The following is a 21,456-nucleotide window of genomic DNA, read 5'->3' as shown; positions in this document are numbered from 1 at the left end:
TCCCGCGGGAGCCCTTTTTCATATCGTGTTATCCGCGTTTGATCTTCTTGGGGTTGGTGTAGCCCCAGATGGTGTACATGTCCGCCAGCAGGGCGCCGTTGTACTCCTCCAGATCCGCCTGTTTCACTTCGGCGTCACCCTGACGGCCAAACAGCACCACCTCGTCGCCGGGTTTCACCCCTTTCAGATCAGTCACATCCACCATGATGGTGTTCATGGAAGTCTTGCCGACCACCGGCACCTTCTGACCCTGGATCAGCACATAGGCCTTGTTGCTCAGGGAGCGGCGATAACCGTCGGAGTAGCCCAGCGGCAAGTTGGCGAGCCAGGAGTCACGCTTGAGAGTAAAGGTGCGGTCATAACCGACGGTGTTGCCCGCTGCATAGTGGTTGACCGAGGCGACCTGGGTCTTGAATGCCATCACCCGCTTGTACTCGGTGTGGGAGGGGATGGAGTCACCGTAGAGCAGGCCGCCCGGGCGCACCATGTCGAAGTAGGCGTCCGGCACGGCCAGGGTGGCGAAGGAGTTGGCGGCGTGGATGGTGATCTTGCTGCGATCCAGCTTGCCTGCTTCCAGCAGCCACTGGGAGTCCAGTTTGAACTGGGCCAGCCCCATCTTGACGTCCTCTTTCTCCTCAACCGGGAAGTGGGTCATGATGCCGACCGGGGTGATCCCCTTGAGCTTGAGCATGGCCAGCGCATCCTGCTTGGCATCGGCCAGACGCAGGTCGATGCCGTTGCGGCTCATGCCGGCGGAGTTGAGCGCGATATGCACCGGAATGGTGGTGTGGTGGCGCTGGGCGATATCGGCGATACCCTGGGCACTCACCAGACTGCCGATCAGCTCCTCCATCTTGTAGGGCAGGGCCTGCTCTACTTCATCCGGGGTGGCTGCACGCACCCGCATCAGACGGCCGGTAAAGCCCTTCTCGCGGGCGACGCGCGCCTCTTCGTTGCTGGCGATGCCGATGCAGGGGATATTGGCCTTGACCACGGAGGGGACCAGCAGGTCGATGCCATGACCGTAAGCGTCGGCCTTCATGATGGCGCAGATCTGCGGGCCCTTGTCGCCGAGGCGATCCTTGAGGGTCTGGATATTGTGCTCAAAGGCGCCCAGATCCACTTCCAACCAGGCGTTGCTGGCGGTTTGCTCCTGGCCGTTGCGATGATCCGTCGCAAGGGGCAGATAGGGAGCCGCAACGGCTTGGCCCGCGAGCAGGCCGAAGATCAGGGTAGCCAGCAGAGTTTTCTTGTGCATGGTGATTCCTTTTTGTTGTTCGCGTTGGATAGTTTGGACGGGGTCGGCCACATTGGTGGTGGTTTAACCACAACTTGTTGTTATTATTATGATCTTTGTCACTCTCAACAGGCGCTGACTGGTTGGGAGTCTACCGCAACACGGGTTCGGCCGACACTCGTCAGGGGAAGAAAATGGTCAATCTTGAGTTACGTTTGCCGCCACCACTGATCTTTCTGTTCTGTGCGGGGGCCATGTGGTGGCTGAGGGGCGCAGAGCAGCCCGGGGTGTGGGTAATGGTGCCGATGACTGTGCTGATCGTGGCGGGGGCCATCATGGGGTTTGGTGCCCTGCAACGGTTTCGCCACCACCAGACTACGGTCAGCCCCACCAAGCCTCAGCACACCAGCCGTCTGGTCACCTGTGGCGTCTATCGCCTCAGTCGCAATCCCATGTATCTGGGCTTGCTCTGCTGGCTGGCCGCCTGGGGTTGTTATCTCGGGGGTGTCTGGGTTTGGGCTGGGCCGATCGTGCTGGTGGCCTGGTTGACCCGTTTCCAGATCGTGCCGGAGGAGCGGCTGCTGCGCGCCCGCTTCGGCAACGAGTATGTGGCGTATTGCCAGCGTGTTCGCCGTTGGTGCTGATTGGCAGTGACCTGCGTGGGCTGAGCGGATAATTCGGGTCAGCCGTGCTGGATAAAGAGAACCCCGGGCGGGCCCGGGGTTCTCGAGGAACTGGTTAGAAAAAATCGCCCTTCTCGTCCTTGGTGGGTTCGAGGCTCCAGCCGGTGGCATCGCTGCTGCTGGCGATCTGCCCCTTCTCCTTCCACAGCTTGATCTTGAGGCGCAGGTTGTTGGCCGAGTCGGCGTTTTTCACCGCCTCTTCTTCCTCAATCACCCCTTCCACCACCAGGTCGAACAGGGCACTGTCGAAGGTAACCATGCCGAGGGCCTTCGATTTTTCCATCACCTCTTTGAGGCCGCCAAATTCGCCGCGTTTGATCATGTCGCGGATGGTGTGGGTGCCGAGCATGATCTCCACTGCGGCCCGGCGGCCGCCATCAGTGGTTTTCACCAGCCGCTGGGAGACAAAAGCCTTGAGGTTGTTGCCCAGATCGTTGAGCAGCTGGGGGCGGCGCTCCTCGGGGAAGAAGTTGATGATGCGATCCAGCGCCTGGTTGGCGTTGTTGGCGTGCAGGGTGGAGATGGCAAGGTGGCCGGTTTCGGAGAAGGCCAGCGCATGTTCCATGGTCTCGCGATCGCGAATTTCACCGATAAGGATGACGTCCGGCGCCTGACGCAGGGTGTTTTTCAGGGCGGCGTGGAAGCTGCGGGTATCCACGCCAACCTCCCGCTGGTTGATGATGCTCTTGCGGTGGCGATGAACGAACTCTACCGGATCCTCGATGGTGATGATGTGGCCGCCGCTGTTGCGGTTGCGGTGGTCGATAAGCGCTGCCAGCGAGGTAGATTTACCCGACCCGGTACCGCCGACAAACAGTACCAGACCGCGTTTTTCCATGATGGTGTCGAGCAGCACAGGCGGGAGTTTGAGATCTTCAAAGCGGGGGATTTCGGTCTTGATGTTGCGGGCCACCAGAGAGACTTCGTTGCGCTGCTTGAAGATGTTGACCCGAAAGCGGCCGATCTGGGGCAGGGAGATGGCGAGGTTCATCTCCAGATCCTTCTCGAACTGCTGCTTCTGCTCGCCATCCATGATCTCGGCGGCGATCCGCGCCACTTCACCCGGCTCCAGCGGCGTTTCGTTGAGGGGGCGCAGGCCGCCGTTAAATTTGGCGCAGGGGGGCGCGCCGGTCGACAGATAGAGGTCTGAGCCATCCTGCTTGGCCAGGATCTGTAACATGTCTCGCAATTCCATTTTTTTGCCTCGTCGATCAATGAGATGCCATGAGCGGGATGATATTGAGTGTACAGCCTCAGGCGCCGGTCAGTTTCTCGCGAAAGACAAAAAAGACCGCACCGAGAATGCAGAGCCCTGCCCAGAGATAGTCCCATTTCAGATCTTCCTTGAGATAGAAGATAGAGAAGGGGACGAATACGGTGAGTGTGATCACTTCTTGCAGGATTTTAAGTTGGCCCACGCTCATCACCGTATGGCCGATCCGGTTGGCGGGCACTTGCAGCAGGTATTCGAACAGGGCGATCCCCCAGCTCACCAGGGCGGCAATGATCCAGGGTTTATGGTTCATGCTCTTGAGGTGAGCGTACCAGGCGAAGGTCATAAAGACGTTGCTGCAGAGCAGCAGACCGATACTGGCGAAAATCGGGTTCATAGGGTTCTCCTTGAAAATCCGGCGCATTTTATCCCTGAACCACGGGTTTTCATACGTGGTGCGGGAGGGTATTTTTAACCAACAGGATAAGCCGTGCGAGGTATGCGACGGGATGGGCAAGTTATGCGGGATTGTGTTGTTACTGTTATTTGCCATGCCGGTGCGTGCGGCCCCGACGCTGACGGTGGCCACCGATCTGTGGCCGCCATTTCGCATCCTGCAAGCGGATGGCCGGTTGCAGGGGCTCGACATGGACATCCTGCGCCGGTTGCAACAGGCGAGCGGCATTGAGTTGCTGGTACGGCGGATGCCGTGGGGCAGGGCGCTCAAGCAGATGCAAACCGGTCAGGTCGATCTGATGATTGGCCTCGCCTATACCGCCGAGCGGGCGCAGTTTATCGACTATCTGCAGCCTGCCTACTACCAGTGCTGGCCCGCGTTTTATGGTCAGCCGGTCAATGTAGCCCGGATCCACCAATACCGCGATCTGCAGGGGGTGAAGGTGGGCTATGTGCTCAACTCCGCCTACTTTGAGCCCTTCAACAGTGACAGCCGCCTCGACAAGCACGGAGTACCCACCGAAGATCAGCTGCTGCGCATGGTGCAGCGTGGTCACCTGCCGCTGATGATTGGCACCGACTGTCAGGTGGACTATGCCCAGAGTCAGGGAAATGCCAGCCGGATAGGCAAGGCGGACTACCGCCCCGCCACGCCGGTAACCCTCTATCTGGGGATGAGCAAGCACTCACCTCACCAGTCGCTGCGCCAGCCCTTGCTGGTGGCGCTGCAAAATCTGGTGGCCAGCGGCGAGATAAGGGTGATGGCCAAGCGTTACCAGCCTTGACCTTGGGTGGCAAGCCACTGTTATCATGCCCTTTTCCTGCTTCTCCCCCGGCGCTGCGACAGGGCCGGGGGGAAGCCTTGTTATTCGGGGATCCTCCTTGTACCTCTCCCTTATCGCCCGCCAGCAGCGCTGGCAGCGGCGCTGGCTCTGTGGCCTGACGCTGCTGACCCTGCAGCTGTTTCTCTTCTCCCTCGTCTGGGGCGAGTTTGTGCTGCTGCCCTGGCAGCCCCTTGGCGATCTCGAACAGCGCATCTTGCTGGAGCTGCGGCTACCCCGTGCCTTGCTGGCCCTCTTGGCTGGCGCAGCCCTTGCCTGTGGCGGCGCCGTATTGCAGGTGATGCTGCACAACCCGGTGGCGGAGCCCGGGTTGCTTGGCGTTTCAAGCGGGGCAGGCCTTGCCGCCATGGTGGCGATGGCGGTGGCCAAGGCCTTAGGCCTCTATCTGCCCGGCTGGGGGCTGTCGCTGGCGGCCTTCGGTGGCGCCCTGCTGGTGACCATGCTGCTCATTCGGCTGGCTCGCCGGGCTCGTCTCGGTCATGCCCGCTTGCTGCTGTTTGGCGTCGCCATCGGTATTCTTACCAATGCCGCCATGACCTGGTTGATGTACTTTGCCGACGATGGCTCCTTGCGTGAATTCATGTTCTGGATGATGGGGAGCCTCTCTTACGGCAGCCAGCAGTTTGGCTGGTGGTGGCTGGTGCTGCCGCTCACCCTGGGCTGGCTCTGTTGGCAGGGCAAGGCGCTGCAACAGTTGCTGCTGGGGGAGACTCAGGCCCGCCTGATGGGGATGGATGTCGACAAGATGCGGGTGCGGCTGGTGCTGGCGGTCTGTCTGCTGACCGGTGTGGCGGTGTCGTTGTGCGGTGTCATCGGTTTTGTCGGGTTGGTGGTGCCCCATCTGCTGCGGCTCTGCGGTGGCAGCGATCAGCGCTTTCTGCTGCCTGCCTCGGCGCTTGGCGGCGGGGCCCTGCTGCTGGCGGCCGATCTGGTTGCTCGATCCACCCTGAGCGCGGGGGAGTTGCCTATCGGCGTCATCACCGCCTCGGTGGGGGCGCCGCTCTTTATCTACCTGCTATTGAGGCAAACTGCCGATGGTGCTGCATGAATATCTGCATGATTTGGTCGGGGTGCGCAGTCTCCCTATTTACCCGTTGTTGAGGCAAGATGCCGATGTCACCCGCTGATCCCATGCCGGTTTCTTCTCGTGCTGCTGCGCCGCTGCTGGAGGCGCGCGCACTCGCCATTGCCGGACGGCTCTCTCCCCTGGATATCCGCTGGCATGGCGGCCAGTTGGTGGCGCTGCTTGGCCCCAATGGCAGTGGCAAGTCGACCCTGCTCGGGGCGCTGGCGGGGATTTTACCCGCCGATGGCACAGTGCTGCTGGGGGGGGAGGTGCTTACTGACCTGAGTTGGCCCGAGCTTGCCAAGCAGCGTGCCATGCTACCCCAGCGTCAGCCCCAGCTGTTTCATATTCCGGTGTTTCAGGTGTTGAGCCTGGGGTTCGATGAGGCGGTTGCGCCCGCCAGACAGAATGAGGCGATAAACGCACTGTGCGAGGCATTGGAGCTGGAAGCCTTGCTGGCTCGTGACTTCAGCCGGTTGTCGGGGGGCGAGCAGCAGCGGGTGCTGATTGCCCGCACCCTTCTGCAGGTGTGGCCGGGCCTCAATCCGACCGGCAAGGTGCTGCTGCTGGACGAGCCGCTGGCGGGGCTCGACCTGCATCACCAGCTGGCGCTATTGCGCTTGCTGAAAACCCTGGCCGGGCAAGGCTTGCTGGTGGTGCTCGCCATCCACGATATCAATCTGGCCATCGACTGGGCCGACCGAATTCTCTGCCTGCAACAGGGCTCGGTGGTGCGCGAAGGGGGTGTCGAGCTGGTGGATGAGGCGCTGCTGGCACAGGTATTCCAGATCCGCACCGACCGCATCGAAGCGGCAGGGCGCGTGTGGTTTATGCCCAGTTTGTAAGTAGGGTGTACAGGAAAGAGGGCGCATGTAGGGCCGATTAGCGAAGCGTAATCGGCTGACAGCAAGAAGAAGGGGACTGGTATCAAAAATACCGGCCCCTTTGGTTTTATTCGCAGTTCAAGCCTGTTTGCTCAGGCGCACCTGCGCCGCCTCTGCCAGCATCGCCAGCAGGGTTTCGGTGTCGCTCCATGACAGGCAGGCATCGGTGATGCTCTGGCCGAAGGTGGCGGCGCAGCCGTTCTCCACATCCTGACGCCCTTCCACCAGGAAGCTTTCTGCCATGATGCCGGCGATGCCGGTACGGCCGCGGCGCAGTTGATCGCAGATATCTTGCGCCACCAGCAGCTGACGGCGGTGATCCTTCATGCTGTTGCCGTGGCTGAAATCGACCACCAGACGCTCCGGCAGGCCCACATCGGCCAACGCTTCACACGCTTCATCGACACTGGCGGTGTCGTAGTTGGGGCGGTGGCCGCCACGCAGGATCACATGACCAAAGGGGTTGCCGGCGGTGCGGTAGATGGTCATCTTGCCGTCCTTGTCCGGCGAATAGAAGATGTGGCTGTGGCGGGCGGCGCGCACCGCATCGATGGCAATGCGGGTGTTGCCGTCGGTGCCGTTCTTGAAGCCGACCGGGCAGGAGAGGGCGGAGGCCATCTCGCGGTGTACCTGGGATTCGGTGGTACGTGCGCCGATGGCGCCCCAGGTGATGAGGTCGGCAATATACTGGCCGGTCACCATATCGAGGAATTCGGTGGCGGTGGGCATGCCGATCTCGTTGATGTCGACCAGCAGTTTGCGCGCCAGTTTCAGCCCTTCGTTGACGTCGAAGCTGCCATCGAGGCGCGGATCGTTGATCAGCCCTTTCCAGCCGACGATGGTGCGCGGCTTCTCGAAATAGGTGCGCATCACGATGCAGAGGCTCTCTTTATACTGCTCGCGCAGGGCGTTGAGGCGCTGGGCATACTCGCGAGCAGCAGCGGGATCATGGATAGAGCAGGGGCCGACAATGACCAGCAGGCGCTGATCGTCTCCGGCCAGAATGGCTTCCACTTCGCGACGGGCATCCAGCAGATTCTGGGCAATGGTATCGGTGATCGGAAACGCGTGTGCAAGCTCGCTCGGAGTGATCAGTGACTCCAGGCGACGGGTGCGCAATTCATCTGTGTGAATGGACATACAACTCAAGTCTCGAGTGGGTGGTGTCAGCCGCAAGGGGCGAAAAAGCAAAGGGATAAAATAAAGCAAAAGTCCCCTGATTGAAACCTTGGGGGGCTCTGATAGGATGTGAGGCCAAAATCGATTCCAAATGAGGTAGATAGCGTGGCAAAGCCAGGGGCAACCGGGGTCACCCGTATCATCAACGCAACCGGTTACAGCATGAAGGGGCTCAAGTCAGCCTGGATTAATGAGGCGGCTTTTCGGCAGGAGCTGATGCTGATCCTGTTGCTGATGCCACTGGCCTTCTGGCTGGGGGATTCTCTCAACCAGATCCTGCTGCTTATCGTCATCAGCTGGCTGGTGGTGATCGTCGAGATCCTCAACTCCGCCATTGAAGCTGTGGTAGACAGGGTTGGCTCCGAGCATCATGAGCTCTCCGGTCGCGCCAAGGATTTGGGCTCTGCCGCCGTCTTTATCGCGTTGGCCCTGAACGCCCTGGTATGGGGCGCGCTGGTGGGCCGCAACCTGTTGGGATGGTGGTAAGCCATCACGCAGCTATCAGGCTCCACAACGTAAAAAAGCCCGTCATCATGGCGGGCTTTTTGCTGCTTGGATACACGGATCTATCAGTGGAGGATGCGGGCGCGGATGGTGCCGTTGATCTCCTTGAGCTTGGCGAGCGCCTTCTCGCTGTGCTCGGTCTCCACGTCGATCACCACGTAACCGATATGGCTGCTGGTCTGCAGGTATTGACCGGCGATGTTGATCCCCTCTTCGGCGAAGATCTGGTTGATCTGGTTCATCACGCCAGGCTGGTTGCGGTGAATGTGCAGCAGGCGGCTGGAGCCCTTGTGGCCCGGCAGCGACACTTCCGGGAAGTTGACGGCGGAGAGGGTGGAGCCGTTGTCGGAGTATTTGACCAGCTTGTTGGCCACTTCCAGCCCGATGTTCTCCTGCGCTTCATGGGTGGTGCCACCGATGTGCGGGGTCAGGATCACGTTTTCCAGCCCCCGCAGCGGGCTTTGGAACTCCTCGTCATTGGACTTGGGCTCGACCGGGAAGACGTCGATGGCGGCGCCGGCGATATGGCCGCTCTTGATGACGTCAGCCAAGGCGTCGATATCCACCACGGTACCGCGGGCGGCGTTGATGAAGATGGCGCCCGGTTTCATCATCCGCAGCTGCTCGGCTCCGATCATGTTCTTGGTGGAGGCGGTCTCCGGTACGTGCAGGCTGATGACGTCAGACATATTAAGCAGCTCGACCATGCTCGGCACCTGAATGGCGTTGCCCAGCGAGAGCTTGTTCTCGATATCGTAGTAATAAACCTTCATGCCGATGCTCTCGGCGATGATGCCAAGCTGGGTACCGATATGGCCGTAGCCGATGATGCCAAGCTTCTTGCCGCGCGCTTCTACCGAGCGGTTGGCCAGTTTTTCCCACACGCCGCGATGGCACTTGGCGTTTTTCTCGGGGATGCCGCGCAGCAGCAGCAGGATCTCGCCCAGTACCAGTTCGGCGACCGAACGGGTGTTGGAGAAGGGGGCGTTGAAGACCGGAATGCCGCGGATCTGGGCCGCTTCCAGCTCGACCTGGTTGGTGCCGATGCAGAAGCAGCCGATGGCGACCAGCTTGTTGGCGGCGTCGAGCACCTTCTCGGTGATCTGGGTACGGGAGCGCAGCCCGATGAAATGGACATCGCGGATCTGCTCGATCAGCTCCTCTTCGGAGAGCGAGGTCTTGAGATACTCCACACTGGTGTAACCTGCGGCACGAAAGGTCTCTACGGTGTTGGGGTGAACCCCCTCCAGCAGCAGAACCTTGATTTTATCCTTGTCCAACGAAAACTTGGCAGTCATGACGATCCCTCTGTATGTGCAAACGTAAGTGCAGATTTGGTGTGCGAAGAAAACCGTAAAGTAGCAAAAACGTTTGGGAGAGGGAATATTTGTGACGAAAGTCAAATTCTTTGAAGTTATCAACGAATGTTGTAAACATCCGTATGCAACTTGTTGAGGGATAAATAAAAACGGCGCCATCAGGCGCCGTCATTTATTCACAGTGCAATGTTTGGGTCATATCCCATCCCGGGGGCTCAATCAACACCGCTGCTGCGTCAGGGCTGGCAGAGTGGCGCTGGCGTGCGAGGGAGGATGCCGCTGCACTGTGCTGCCGGTGTCGGGATTACTGGGTAATCACGCCGTCCGGCGTACCGATCAGGACAACATCGGCGCCGCGGGCGGCAAACAGGCCGTTGGTGACCACGCCAACAATGGCATTCAGTCGCACTTCCAGCGCCTTGGCGTCGGTAATGGCCATGCCTTTTACATCCAGAATGTGGTTGCCGTTGTCGGTGACCACGCCTTCACGCCACACCGGGTTGCCACCCAGTTTGCGGATTTCACGGGCCACGTATTCGCGGGCCATCGGGATCACTTCCACCGGCAGCGGGAACTGGCCCAGCACGTCGACGGTTTTGGTGTTGTCGATGATGCAGATGAACTTGTCTGCGACGGCGGCAACGATCTTCTCGCGGGTCAGGGCTGCGCCACCGCCCTTGATCATGTCGCGGGTTGCGTTGATCTCGTCGGCGCCATCCACATAGACGGAGAGGGCGTCGATCTCGTTGAGATCATATACGGTGATGCCGAAGCCCTTGAGGCGCTCGGTAGAGGCCACGGAGCTGGATACCGCCCCCTTGATCTCGTCCTTCATGGTCGCCAGCGCGTCGATAAAGTGGTTGACGGTAGAGCCGGTGCCCACCCCGACGATGGTGCCGGGAACCACATACTTGAGCGCAGCCCAACCGGCCGCCTTCTTCATTTCATCTTGAGTCATGATCGTTCCTTAAGAAAAAAGCGGGCGCATTATATCCAACCCGGTACCCCGTCGCGACCTTGTTGCTCACGTTCCGGGGCAAAAAGAGGGACTTTGTAAATCGTTTGCCTGTTTATTCTGCGTTTGCGCGCACAAAGCCGGGATTGCCGGCCAAAAACGGCCTATTCAAAGCGCCAGCAGTGGCTCGGGGTGATGATCTGGGGCAGCGGCACATCCCACACCTCTTGCGGGACCGCGTCTACCTGCTGGCAGTCGTGGGCAATGCCGAGTGGCTTGGGGCCCAGCTTGTGCTCATGCCAGATGGCGAGGGTACGATCATAGTAGCCACCCCCCATGCCAAGGCGATTGCCCTCGGCATCAAAGGCGACCAGCGGGGTGCAGATAAGATCGAGCGTACTGTGGGGCACCACCTGCAGGATATCCAGCTCCGGCTCTTCGATACCGTAGCGGTTGCGCACCATGGGGCTGGTGGCGGTGTAGCGCAAAAAGAGCAAGTGACCCGGGGTAAAGGGGTGAAGCACCGGCAGGTAGACCTCTTTGTGCTGGGCCCACAGCCAATGGATGGTGGGCAAGGGATTGATTTCCCCGTCATTGGCCAGATAGAGGGCAATCCGTTTGGCGGCGAGGATCTCGGGGTGCTGCTTGAACTGGGCCAGTAGCTGCTGAGCCGCTTCTTGTTGCTCGGCCGGACTCAGATTTTTGCGGCGTTGACGAACCAGTTGGCGCAGGGATTGACGTTCGGGTTGGGACTCATGCATGGGGAACCTCTGGTATAGCTGCGCATCGATGGCTTGAATGCGCTCTACCTTAGCACATTCACTCTTGACGTTAAGGGGGACAGGGGAACTCCCGCCCCGGACGGCGGATGCCCGGGACGGTGGGGTAAATGCTGGCGGATCCGATAGTGAGTCAACAAGGGCCAGGGTGTGGCCCCTGTTGACGGCATGTCGGCGCGTCAGCCTCTGGTCTGTTACTTGTCAGCCTTGCCGCGCATCTGGTGCTTCACGAACACGGCAATCAGTGCCGCTACCGCGAGTGCCATCGGGTAGAAACTCATGCTCACTACCGCCAGCGGTGACAGGGCGAAGATGGATCCCAGCAGCAGCGCCTGTGCGCCCCAGGGGATCAGACCCTGTACCACGCAGGAGAAAATATCGAGCATGGAGGCTGCGCGGCGTGGGGTGACACCGTGGTGTTCGGCCAGATCCCGGGCCACCTTGCTCGCAACGATAATGGCGACGGTATTGTTGGCAGTGCAGAGGTTGGTGAGGCTCACCACCCCGGCGATGCCGAGCTCGGCCGCTTTCTCGTTCTGTTCACCATTGTGCTCGCGAGTGAAACGGGCAATCAGGGCGCTGATGCGCTCGCTGATCCAGGCCAGACCACCCTGACGCTCCATCAGGGCGCCGAGGCCGCCGATCAGCATGGAGAGCAGGAAGATCTCCTGCATGCCGGTAAAGCCCTGATAGATATCCTTGCTGAACTGACCGATGGCGTAGCCGTTGATCATGCCCACCGCTCCGGCGGCCAGAATACCGATCCCCAGCACCACAAACACATTCACCCCGGCGAGCGCCAGCCCCAGGATCAGCAGATAAGGCATCACCTTGAACAGCTCGATGGCGCTACCGCTGGCAGGGGATTCACCCACTGAGCCCAGGGTCAGATAGAGCAGGATCACCGCGATGGCGGCAGGGGCCGCAATCTTGAAGTTCTCGCGGAACTTGTCCTTCATCTCGCACCCCTGACTGCGGGTGGCCGCGATGGTGGTGTCGGAGATGATGGAGAGGTTATCGCCAAACATGGCGCCGGAGAGAATGGTGCCTGCCATCAGTACCGGATCGATACCGGCCGCCTGCGCCACGCCCAGCGCGACCGGCGCCACGGCACCTATGGTGCCCATGGAGGTGCCCATGGCGGTAGCAATAAAGGCAGAGATGAGGAACAGCCCGGGCAACAGCGCCCAGCCGGGAATGAGGGAGAGACCTAGCGCCACGGTGGCATCAACCCCGCCGGTGGCCTTGGCCACGCTGGCAAAGGCGCCCGCCAGCAGATAGATAAGGCACATCGCCATGATATTGCTGTGGCCGACCCCCTTGAAGAAGGTCTCCAGATTGCTGTTGAAGCTCTCTTTGCCAAGCAGCAGGGCGAGCATCACCGCTGGCAAGGCAGCAACCGGAGCGGGCAGCTGATAGAAGGCGAATTCGACCCCCTGCAGGGTCAGCCAGGTACCGGTACCGATAAAGAGTGCGAGAAAAACCAGAAGTGGCAGCAAGGCCCTGGCACTGGGTTGAGTCTGGATCATGTGTTCCTCTGAAATTGAACAATGACCTCCTGTCATGAACTGCTTTGTGCCTGTATCGGATAGGGATAGGGGAAAAACAGGGCGGGCATCCTGCCGCATTGGGGTGCCCACAGTAGTGAGTCAATCCCTTAAGGTCAAGATAGACGTCCAGATGGATAGGTGTTTTTATCTTTCGATTTTGTCACTCTGACTAAATCCGTTAAATGTTCGGATTAAATTAAATATTTCGTTTATTTGTCGGTTGTCTCTGCTGGCTCACTGTGGGCTTTTCAAAGCTGGCACAGGCTGGTAAAACGGTCTCTTTCCATAATTAAAAGAGATGAGAGGGTGGAGATGGACAATCCGATCCGTGTGGCCGTGATGGGCTGTAATGGTCGTATGGGCAAGGTGCTGCTGGAGGCCATCACCAACACCGATGGCGTGGTGGTCGGGGCTGCGCTGGAGCGGCCGGGCTCGGCGGTGATCGGTCTTGATGCCGGTGAGCTCAATGGGCTGGGCCATCTGGGCGTGGCCATCAGCGACAGTCTGGACAAGGTGCGCGATGAGTTTGACCTCATCATCGACTTTACCCGCCCCGAGGTGACGCTGGCCAATCTGGCCTTTGCGCTGGCCCACCACAAGCAGATGGTGATCGGCACCACCGGTTTTGACGATGCAGGCAAGGCCGCCCTGAAAGAGGCAGGCAAGCAGATCGGTATCGTGTTCGCCTCCAACTACTCGGTCGGGGTCAACCTGGTCTTCAAGCTGTTGGAGCAGGCCGCCAAGGTGATGGGGGATTACACCGACATCGAGATCATCGAGGGCCACCATCGCCACAAGGTGGATGCGCCATCCGGTACTGCGCTCTCCATGGGGGAGGTGGTCGCCAAAACCCTGGGCCGGGATCTCAAGGAGTGCGCCGTCTATGGCCGCGAGGGGATCACTGGCGAGCGGGATCGCAACACTATCGGCTTTGCCACTATTCGTGCCGGCGATCTGGTGGGGGAGCATACCGTCATGTTTGCCGATATCGGCGAGCGGGTGGAGATCAGCCACAAGGCCTCCAGCCGCCTGACCTTCGCCAACGGTGCTGTGCGCGCGGGCAAGTGGCTTGGTCAGCAGGGTGCCGGTCTTTATGACATGCAGGACGTGCTCAATCTCAAGTGATGTCTCTGTGCTGCACTTTCGTACTACAGCTGACAGCAAAAACCCCGGCTTGCCGGGGTTTTTGCTGTCAGTCAGCCAGAGTTTGTGTAAAAAGGCTCGCTTCCTTCAATTTTTATCTGAATGCCTTATAAATCACATTATTGCTTTATCCACCATATTTTCCCTTCCTGAATGTCATCACCAGGTAACAGATTTGAGCATCTTTATGGCGGATTAAGCCATTTTTTTACACGACAAAGAAGAGACTAAAAATTCAAACAATGAAAAACGTTTTCCATTTTTTATGTTCACTCTTGTCATCATAAAAGCGTCAAATCTGTCATTAATGTTTTTTATGTAAAAATAAACAACATTGTTTTAATTGGTTTTTTTGTTCATTTTTGTTGCTATTGCTGGCTTGGCGGCATCTTTTGTTGGTGGTTTTTCCTTTTCTTTCGCTGGAGGGGGTTGCAAAGCAGTTGAGTGCATAGATAATGGGTAATGTTGCTTTTTTATTGAATTTAGATGCATTTCATCTGAGAAAAGACGTTGAAATGCCACTTTTTTTAAGTAGAATGCGCCCAATTTGCCAGAAATCTGCCGGGTTCGAGTCCTGTCCAAGACCGGAACCGAGCCCGCAACACCCAGGTAAATTGCTGAATTTAAAGCTAAATAACTGGAGGTTGTCTTGAATCACACTGCATTGCTAGTGCTGGAAGATGGAACTGTGTTCAAAGGCGTGTCGATAGGCGCCGAGGGATGTTCCGTTGGTGAAGTGGTTTTCAATACGTCGATGACGGGCTATCAGGAAATCCTCACCGATCCCTCTTATTCACGTCAGATAGTCACCCTCACTTACCCCCATATAGGCAACACCGGCACCAACAGCGAAGATGAAGAGTCCAGTCAGATCCATGCTCAGGGATTGATCATCCGGGACCTTCCGATACTTGCCTCCAATTTCCGCAATCAGCAATCCCTCTCCGAATACCTCAAGTCTCACAACATCGTTGGCATCGCCGACATCGACACCCGTAAACTGACCCGCATCCTGCGCGAGAAAGGCGCTCAGGCTGGCTGCATTCTGGCCGGCAAGCAAGTCGATGAAGCCTATGCCCTCGAACAGGCCCGCGCCTTCCCAGGTTTGAAGGGAATGGATCTGGCCAAAGAGGTGACGGTTGGTGAGGCGTACAACTGGACCGAAGGCAGCTGGCAGCTTGGCAAGGGGCATGTCACCCCGGATGCTGACCAGCTGAAATATCACGTTGTGGCCTATGACTTTGGCGTCAAGCGCAACATCCTGCGGATGCTGGTTGACCGTGGCTGCCGCCTGACCGTGGTACCGGCCAAGACCCCGGCCGCCGAGGTACTGGCGATGAACCCGGATGGCATCTTCCTCTCCAACGGCCCCGGCGACCCCGAGCCGTGCGACTACGCCATCGACGCCATCAAGGCTTTCCTTAATACCAACACGCCGGTGTTCGGCATCTGTCTGGGTCACCAGCTGCTGGGTCTGGCCTCCGGCGCCAAGACCGTCAAGATGAAGTTCGGCCACCACGGTGCCAACCACCCGGTCAAGAGCCTCGACGACAACACCGTGATGATCACCGCTCAGAACCACGGCTTTGCAGTGGACGAAAACACCCTGCCGGATTGCCTGCGCGCCACCCACGTCTCCCTGTTCGATGGGTCACTGCAGGGCATCCATCGCACCGACCGACCGGCCTTCAGCTTCCAGGGTCACCCCGAGGCGAGCCCAGGCCCGCACGATTGTGCCGGTCTCTTTGACCACTTTATTGAATTGATTAAGCAGTATCGCGCCTAAGGAAAAGAGGAAAGAGTTTCATGCCAAAACGTAACGACCTTCAGAGCATCCTGATCCTCGGCGCCGGCCCCATCGTCATCGGCCAGGCCTGCGAATTTGACTACTCCGGCGCCCAGGCGTGCAAAGCCCTGCGCGAGGAGGGTTACCGCGTCATTCTGGTCAACTCCAACCCGGCCACCATCATGACCGACCCGGAGATGGCGGACGCCACCTACATCGAGCCCATCACCTGGGAAGTGGTGCGCGAAATCATCAAGAAAGAGCGCCCGGACGCCATCCTGCCCACCATGGGCGGCCAGACTGCGCTTAACTGCGCACTGGCGCTGGAGAAGCATGGCGTGCTGGCCGAGTTCGGTGTCGAGATGATCGGTGCCACCGCCGACGCCATCGACAAGGCCGAAGACCGCTCCCGTTTTGACAAGGCGATGCGCAGCATTGGCCTCGAGTGCCCGCGTGCCGGCATCGCCCACAACATGGAAGAGGCGTGGGGCGTGCAGCAGATGGTCGGCTTCCCTTGCATCATCCGTCCCTCCTTCACCATGGGCGGCTCAGGTGGCGGCATCGCCTACAACACCGAAGAGTTCGTCGAGATCTGCGAGCGCGGTCTGGACTTGTCGCCGACCAAAGAGCTGCTCATCGACGAGTCGCTGATTGGCTGGAAAGAGTACGAGATGGAGGTGGTGCGGGATCGCAACGACAACTGCATCATCGTCTGCGCCATCGAAAACTTCGACCCCATGGGTATCCACACCGGTGACTCCATCACGGTCGCGCCAGCCCAGACGCTGACCGACAAGGAGTACCAGCTGATGCGCAACGCCTCCATGGCGGTGCTGCGCGAAATCGGCGTCGAGACCGGCGGCTCCAACGTCCAGTTCGGTATCAACCCGAAAGATGGCCGCATGGTCATCATCGAGATGAACCCGCGGGTGTCGCGCTCCTCGGCGCTGGCCTCCAAGGCGACCGGTTTCCCCATCGCCAAGATCGCCGCCAAACTCGCCATCGGTTACACCCTGGACGAGTTGATGAACGACATCACCGGCGGCCGTACTCCGGCCTCCTTCGAGCCGGCCATCGACTACGTGGTTACCAAAGTGCCGCGCTTCAACTTCGAGAAGTTCGCCGGTGCCAACGACCGTCTGACCACCCAGATGAAGTCGGTCGGCGAAGTGATGGCCATCGGCCGCAACTTCCAGGAGTCCCTGCACAAGGCCCTGCGCAGCCTCGAGACCGGCAAAACCGGCTTCGACCCCATGGTTGACCTCAATGCCCCGGACTCCCTGACCCGCATCCGTCACGAGCTGCAGGATGCCGGTAGCGACCGTATCTTCTATATCGCCGATGCGTTCCGCGCCGGCCTCTCCATGGATGGCATCTTCAAGCTGACCAAGATTGACCCCTGGTTCCTGGTACAGATTGAAGACCTGGTGAAGCTGGAAGAAGAGGTGAAAGAGCGCGGCATGGCCGGTCTCGATGCTGACTTCCTGCGAGCCTTGAAGCGCAAAGGCTTTGCCGATGCCCGTCTGGCCAAGATCCTCGGTGTGGCCGAAGGGGAAGTGCGCAAACTGCGTGCCCGCCACAACATCTTCCCGGTCTACAAGCGGGTCGATACCTGCGCCGCCGAGTTCGCCACCAACACCGCCTACATGTACTCCAGCTATGACGAGGAGTGCGAAGCGGCCCCGAGCAACCGCGACAAGATCATGATCATCGGCGGCGGCCCGAACCGTATCGGTCAGGGTATCGAGTTTGACTACTGCTGCGTGCACGCGGCGCTGGCCCTGCGCGAAGACGGTTACGAGACCATCATGGTCAACTGCAACCCGGAGACCGTCTCCACCGATTACGACACTTCCGACCGTCTCTACTTCGAACCGGTCACCCTGGAAGATGTGCTGGAAATCGTGCGCATCGAAAAACCCAAGGGCGTTATCGTCCAGTACGGCGGCCAGACCCCGCTGAAACTGGCCCGTGCACTGGAAGCCAACGGTGTGCCGATTATCGGTACCAGCCCGGATGCCATCGACCGCGCCGAAGACCGCGAGCGCTTCCAGTCTGCCGTCGAGCGCCTTGGCCTCAAGCAGCCGGAAAACGGCACCGTCACCGCGCTGGAGCAGGCCGTGTTGCTGGCCGAGCGGATCACCTATCCGCTGGTGGTGCGCCCCTCCTACGTGCTGGGTGGCCGCGCCATGGAAATCGTCTATGACGAGCAGGATCTGCGTCGCTACTTCGCCGAGGCGGTGAGCGTCTCCAACGAATCGCCGGTACTGCTGGACCGCTTCCTGGACGATGCGACCGAGCTGGACGTGGATGCCATCTGCGACGGCACCGACGTGGTCATCGGCGGCATCATGGAGCACATCGAGCAGGCCGGTATCCACTCCGGTGACTCCGGTTGCTCCCTGCCTCCTTACACCTTGTCCAAGAAGATTCAGGACGAGATCCGCGAGCAGGTGCGCAAGCTGGCGCTGGAGCTCGGCGTTATCGGCCTGATGAACGTGCAGTTCGCGGTCAAGGGCGATGACATCTACCTCATCGAGGTGAACCCGCGTGCCGCCCGTACCGTGCCGTTCGTCTCCAAGGCGACCGGTGCCCCGCTGGCCAAGATTGCCGCTCGTGTGATGGCCGGCCAGTCGCTGCAAGAACAGGGCTTTACCAAAGAGATCATCCCGCCCTACTACTCGGTGAAAGAGGTGGTGCTGCCGTTCGCCAAGTTCCCGGGGGTTGACCCGTTGCTGGGGCCAGAAATGCGCTCTACCGGTGAGGTGATGGGGGTAGGCAGCAGCTTCGCCGAGGCCTATGCCAAGGCGCAGCTGGGGGCCAACCACGCTGTACCGAAAGAGGGGCGTGCCCTCTTGTCGGTGCGTCACAGCGACAAGGCGCAGGTGGTCGATTTGGCTGCCAAGCTGCTGGAGCTGGGCTACGAGCTGGATGCCACTCACGGTACCGCAGTCGCACTGGGTGAGGCGAGCATCAACCCGCGCCTGGTCAACAAGGTGCATGAAGGTCGCCCGCACATTCTCGACCGTATCAAGAATGGCGAGTACACCTACATCGTCAACACCGCCGAAGGGCGGGTGGCGATCCAGGACTCCAAGCAACTGCGTCGCGCCGCCTTGCAGAACAAGGTGGCGTATACCACCACCATGAACGAGGCATTCGCGACCTGCATGGCCATCAGCGTTGATGCCACTGCCAGCGTCAACTCGGTGCAGGAGCTGCACGAGCGGGTGAACAACCGCTAACGCTCTGCAAGCGAGCCATGCTCGCATCGCATAGATGACAAGCCCCCGCCAGCAATGGCGGGGGCTTTTTTATAACGACGGGTTTGGCGCTACGGGGGCCAAATTCATGGGGGGAAGAGCGTGGCTACCGTAAATCAGGCTGCGGCTTGCGACTGCGTGGATGGGGCAGGGCATGCCACAGCTTGTGGGCCGTGACCAGAAAGGGGCGCAGGATCAGCGCGCCCAAGCGGCTGTAGCGCACATTGTCTTTCGGGCCGACCCCGAAGGTAAGCGGCTCTGGCTGGTGGTTGGTGACGTAAAGAGTGCCGAACCACCAGTCCCACAGTGACAGGTTGATACCGAAGTTGTGGTTGAAGTGGCGGGGATCCCGGCTGTGGTGGATCTGGTGTTGGGCCGGGCTGTTGAAGATATGCTCCAGCCGAGGGCCAAACGACAGCCAGATATGGCTATGGCGCAAATTGGCGGCCAGCGAGTTGAAGATCAGCACCAGATAGCCCACCCCAAACAGGGTGTAGGGGCGCACGGAGCCGCCGCACAGCCAGTAGAAAGCACCGGAGTAGAGGGCGAGCGCGCTCCCCTTGAGCAGGATTTCAGAGAGCTTTTCCACCAGATGAATGCGGCTGGCAGTCGGTGGCACCAGCACGGTGGCGCTGTGGTGCACCTTGTGAAACTCCCACAGCCAGCGGCTGTGAAAGAGACGGTGCAGCCAGTAGTGGACGAAATCGCTGACCAGAAATACCCCGAGACCATAAAGCATCATCAGCCAGCTCGCCTCGGCCAGACGGGGACGCGCCCCCCACAGACGGTTAAGCGCGGAGGTAATATCCGTTGCCTGCAAAAGCCAGGGGTTAAGCAGGGTCAGGAGCGGCACGATCAGGGCCACATGGAGCAGGGCGCGCACCAGATAGTACTGATAATCGAGCAGGGCAGAGGGATGCAGCCAGAGGGCCCGGCCGCCGAGAAAACCGGCGAAACTGCCCGCTGCCGGGCCTTGCTGGCGCCGGCGCACACGGTAGAGGAGGTAGGCAATGAGGCCGGATATCAGCAGAAAGGGGAGCCCAAGCCGCCCGTTGAAGTCAAACAGTCCGGTCAGGCAGTGCCAGATCGGAGTGAGCAGCCACTGCTGCACGTAAGCAAAGAGATGGGTGAGCGTATCCATAGGGTCCATACCGTGAGCATCCTGGCGGCGGCATTCTAAATGTAAACAACTCTCGATAAAAGCCCATGCCTGTTGTCGGGTCATTCCTGTTATCTGGTCATATATGGGGGCGCTCCTGTTGCGGCAACCCCTGTCTGGTCAGGGAGAGGGGCGAGGCGATGGGACTTTAGCCTTGTGGATCAATTCTCTACAATGAGCCATCATGTGTGCGCCCGCCGCCGGGCGGGTTTGCCTCCAGCCTCAGTACCGGATATTCGATGACGCTCTCTCTCTTCTCTGTTTCCCCTGCCATGCGCACGCTGGCGCTGCTGATCCCCTTGCTGCTGGCCGGTTGTGCCAGCGATCCCGCTTCTGTCCCGGCGCCTGGCGACACAACGGGCGCGACAGTGCCCGCCAAAAAGGCGACCCCGCCAGCCATGCAGCCGCGCAAGCCGACGGACATGAAGAGCCGCATCGTGAGGTTTCTGCCCCGCCATGTAGTTGACAAGCAGGGGTGGGCCAACGATGTGGTGACGGCACTCACTACCCAGGGGGTGACAGTCAATGACCACAACGTCTGTACCGTGCTGGCGGTAGCGGAACAGGAGGCGACCTATCAGGCCGACCCCGTGGTGCCGGGCCTTGGCAAGATCGCCTGGAAGGAGATCAACTCGCGGGCGGCCAAGCTGCTGATCCCCGAGTTTATGGTGCGGGCCGCGCTCTCCATCAACTCGCCCACTGGCAAGAGCTACGCCGAGCGGATCGACAAGTTGCGTACCGAGCGGGAGATGAGTGAAATCTTCGAAGACATGATCAGCATGCTGCCGATGGGCAAGACGCTGTTTGGCAACCTCAACCCGGTGCATACTGGTGGCCCGATGCAGGTGAGCATCGCCTTTGCCGAGGCCAACGCCCGTGGCTACCCCTATCCAATCAAGGATTCCATCCGCCACGAAGTCTTTACCCGTCGCGGCGGCATCTGGTTTGGCACCAAACATATCTTCGGTTATCCCGTCGACTACCCGGATACCCTCTACCGCTTTGCCGATTTCAACGCCGGCTGGTACGCCAGTCGCAATGCCGCCTTTCAGGCCGCCGTCAGCCGCTTGAGCGGTACCACGTTGGCTCTAGATGGCGATCTGATCCGTTATGACTCCGACCTGCCGGGCAAGACGGAACTCGCGGTCTATACCATCGCCAGCCGGATCAACATGAGTCAGCAGGCGATCCATCAGAGCCTCAAACTTGGCGATACCGCCGAATTTGGCCAGAGCGACCTCTATCATCGCGTGTTTACGCTGGCAGACCAGAAAGCGGGCAAGCGGTTGCCCCGCGCCATCCTGCCGGGCATTCAGCTGAAAAGCCCCAAGATCACCCGCAACCTCACCACAGCCTGGTTTGCCAAGCGGGTGGATGACAGGGAGCAGCGCTGCGTGCGGCAGATGGCGACCATTCGCTAAGAAACACAACAAGGGCG

The 21,456-nt window shown here is 59.7% G+C and carries 19 protein-coding genes; 9 read left to right on the top strand and 10 right to left on the bottom strand.

Going from position 1 to position 21,456, the window contains the following annotated elements:
• Positions 1-28: 28 nt before the first annotated feature.
• On the bottom strand, positions 29-1,258 hold the full coding sequence (alr, locus tag G5154_RS04265) for an alanine racemase (RefSeq protein WP_043825627.1): 1,230 nt from the start codon (positions 1,256-1,258) through the stop codon (positions 29-31).
• Positions 1,259-1,431: 173 nt separating this feature from the next.
• Here alr and G5154_RS04260 point away from each other — a divergent pair, with 173 nt between their 5' ends.
• Positions 1,432-1,881, top strand: coding sequence for a methyltransferase family protein (locus G5154_RS04260; protein WP_421250393.1), 450 nt, complete (start codon positions 1,432-1,434; stop codon positions 1,879-1,881).
• A gap of 94 nt (positions 1,882-1,975) precedes the next feature.
• Here G5154_RS04260 and tapW read toward each other — a convergent pair whose 3' ends face one another.
• Both tapW and G5154_RS04250 read right to left on the bottom strand, forming a co-directional pair.
• A complete protein-coding gene (gene tapW, locus G5154_RS04255) occupies positions 1,976-3,115 on the bottom strand; it encodes a type IVa pilus ATPase TapW (RefSeq protein ID WP_005353124.1) in 1,140 nt (379 codons plus the stop codon).
• Positions 3,116-3,173: 58 nt separating this feature from the next.
• Positions 3,174-3,530 carry a DMT family protein gene (locus G5154_RS04250; RefSeq protein WP_005353120.1) on the bottom strand — a complete coding sequence of 119 codons (357 nt, stop codon included), beginning with the start codon at positions 3,528-3,530 and terminating at the stop codon, positions 3,174-3,176.
• Between the two features lie 112 nt (positions 3,531-3,642).
• Here G5154_RS04250 and G5154_RS04245 point away from each other — a divergent pair, with 112 nt between their 5' ends.
• The 3 genes from G5154_RS04245 to G5154_RS04235 all read left to right on the top strand — a co-directional run bounded on the left by G5154_RS04245 (position 3,643) and on the right by G5154_RS04235 (position 6,342).
• Positions 3,643-4,374 (top strand): substrate-binding periplasmic protein, encoded by a 732-nt coding sequence (locus G5154_RS04245; RefSeq protein ID WP_421250392.1) that lies wholly within the window; start codon positions 3,643-3,645, stop codon positions 4,372-4,374.
• Positions 4,375-4,471: 97 nt separating this feature from the next.
• Positions 4,472-5,479 carry a vitamin B12 ABC transporter permease BtuC gene (gene btuC / locus G5154_RS04240; RefSeq protein WP_421250391.1) on the top strand — a complete coding sequence of 336 codons (1,008 nt, stop codon included), beginning with the start codon at positions 4,472-4,474 and terminating at the stop codon, positions 5,477-5,479.
• A gap of 65 nt (positions 5,480-5,544) precedes the next feature.
• Positions 5,545-6,342, top strand: a complete 798-nt coding sequence (locus G5154_RS04235; protein WP_421250504.1) for an ATP-binding cassette domain-containing protein — start codon at positions 5,545-5,547, stop codon at positions 6,340-6,342.
• A gap of 117 nt (positions 6,343-6,459) precedes the next feature.
• Here G5154_RS04235 and G5154_RS04230 read toward each other — a convergent pair whose 3' ends face one another.
• On the bottom strand, positions 6,460-7,521 hold the full coding sequence (locus G5154_RS04230) for a 3-deoxy-7-phosphoheptulonate synthase (RefSeq protein WP_064336455.1): 1,062 nt from the start codon (positions 7,519-7,521) through the stop codon (positions 6,460-6,462).
• A gap of 144 nt (positions 7,522-7,665) precedes the next feature.
• On the opposite strand from G5154_RS04230, the gene G5154_RS04225 reads away from it, so the two are divergent.
• Positions 7,666-8,046 (top strand): diacylglycerol kinase, encoded by a 381-nt coding sequence (locus G5154_RS04225; protein WP_005337641.1) that lies wholly within the window; start codon positions 7,666-7,668, stop codon positions 8,044-8,046.
• 83 nt (positions 8,047-8,129) lie between these two features.
• Here the strand turns inward: G5154_RS04225 and serA are convergent, their stop codons facing one another.
• From serA to G5154_RS04205, 4 genes are all read right to left on the bottom strand, one after another.
• The gene (gene serA / locus G5154_RS04220; RefSeq protein ID WP_005337639.1) at positions 8,130-9,362 is read right to left on the bottom strand and encodes a phosphoglycerate dehydrogenase; all 1,233 of its coding nucleotides are present in this window, start codon (positions 9,360-9,362) and stop codon (positions 8,130-8,132) included.
• A 325-nt stretch (positions 9,363-9,687) separates the two neighbouring features.
• Positions 9,688-10,341, bottom strand: coding sequence for a ribose-5-phosphate isomerase RpiA (gene rpiA, locus G5154_RS04215; RefSeq protein WP_005353106.1), 654 nt, complete (start codon positions 10,339-10,341; stop codon positions 9,688-9,690).
• A 161-nt stretch (positions 10,342-10,502) separates the two neighbouring features.
• On the bottom strand, positions 10,503-11,099 hold the full coding sequence (locus G5154_RS04210) for a 5-formyltetrahydrofolate cyclo-ligase (RefSeq protein ID WP_337072774.1): 597 nt from the start codon (positions 11,097-11,099) through the stop codon (positions 10,503-10,505).
• Between the two features lie 212 nt (positions 11,100-11,311).
• The gene (locus G5154_RS04205) at positions 11,312-12,646 is read right to left on the bottom strand and encodes a Na+/H+ antiporter NhaC family protein (RefSeq protein ID WP_042083870.1); all 1,335 of its coding nucleotides are present in this window, start codon (positions 12,644-12,646) and stop codon (positions 11,312-11,314) included.
• A 333-nt stretch (positions 12,647-12,979) separates the two neighbouring features.
• Between G5154_RS04205 and dapB the strand changes: the two genes are divergently transcribed.
• Complete coding sequence (gene dapB, locus G5154_RS04200; protein WP_005347132.1) at positions 12,980-13,792, top strand: 4-hydroxy-tetrahydrodipicolinate reductase; 813 nt, start codon at positions 12,980-12,982, stop codon at positions 13,790-13,792.
• 357 nt (positions 13,793-14,149) lie between these two features.
• On the opposite strand, the gene G5154_RS04195 is transcribed toward dapB, so the two are convergent.
• On the bottom strand, positions 14,150-14,392 hold the full coding sequence (locus G5154_RS04195; RefSeq protein ID WP_421243882.1) for a hypothetical protein: 243 nt from the start codon (positions 14,390-14,392) through the stop codon (positions 14,150-14,152).
• Positions 14,393-14,459: 67 nt separating this feature from the next.
• On the opposite strand from G5154_RS04195, the gene carA reads away from it, so the two are divergent.
• Together carA and carB are read left to right on the top strand one after the other, a co-directional pair.
• Positions 14,460-15,596: a glutamine-hydrolyzing carbamoyl-phosphate synthase small subunit gene (gene carA / locus G5154_RS04190; protein WP_216978446.1), complete on the top strand. Its 1,137-nt coding sequence runs from the start codon at positions 14,460-14,462 to the stop codon at positions 15,594-15,596.
• A 20-nt stretch (positions 15,597-15,616) separates the two neighbouring features.
• Positions 15,617-18,841, top strand: a complete 3,225-nt coding sequence (gene carB, locus G5154_RS04185) for a carbamoyl-phosphate synthase large subunit (protein WP_421250390.1) — start codon at positions 15,617-15,619, stop codon at positions 18,839-18,841.
• A gap of 124 nt (positions 18,842-18,965) precedes the next feature.
• Here carB and G5154_RS04180 read toward each other — a convergent pair whose 3' ends face one another.
• Positions 18,966-20,000 (bottom strand): sterol desaturase family protein, encoded by a 1,035-nt coding sequence (locus G5154_RS04180; protein ID WP_421250503.1) that lies wholly within the window; start codon positions 19,998-20,000, stop codon positions 18,966-18,968.
• A 257-nt stretch (positions 20,001-20,257) separates the two neighbouring features.
• On the opposite strand from G5154_RS04180, the gene G5154_RS04175 reads away from it, so the two are divergent.
• Entirely contained in the window at positions 20,258-21,439 is a 1,182-nt protein-coding gene (locus G5154_RS04175; RefSeq protein ID WP_421250389.1) for a DUF1615 domain-containing protein, read from the top strand.
• Positions 21,440-21,456 lie beyond the last annotated feature (17 nt).

Source organism: Aeromonas sp. 600527 (assembly GCF_049175415.1).
Classification (GTDB): Bacteria; Pseudomonadota; Gammaproteobacteria; order Enterobacterales; family Aeromonadaceae; genus Aeromonas; species Aeromonas veronii_A.
Note: the sequence above shows the minus strand (reverse complement) of the source record. Positions and strands in the feature narration are given on the sequence as shown.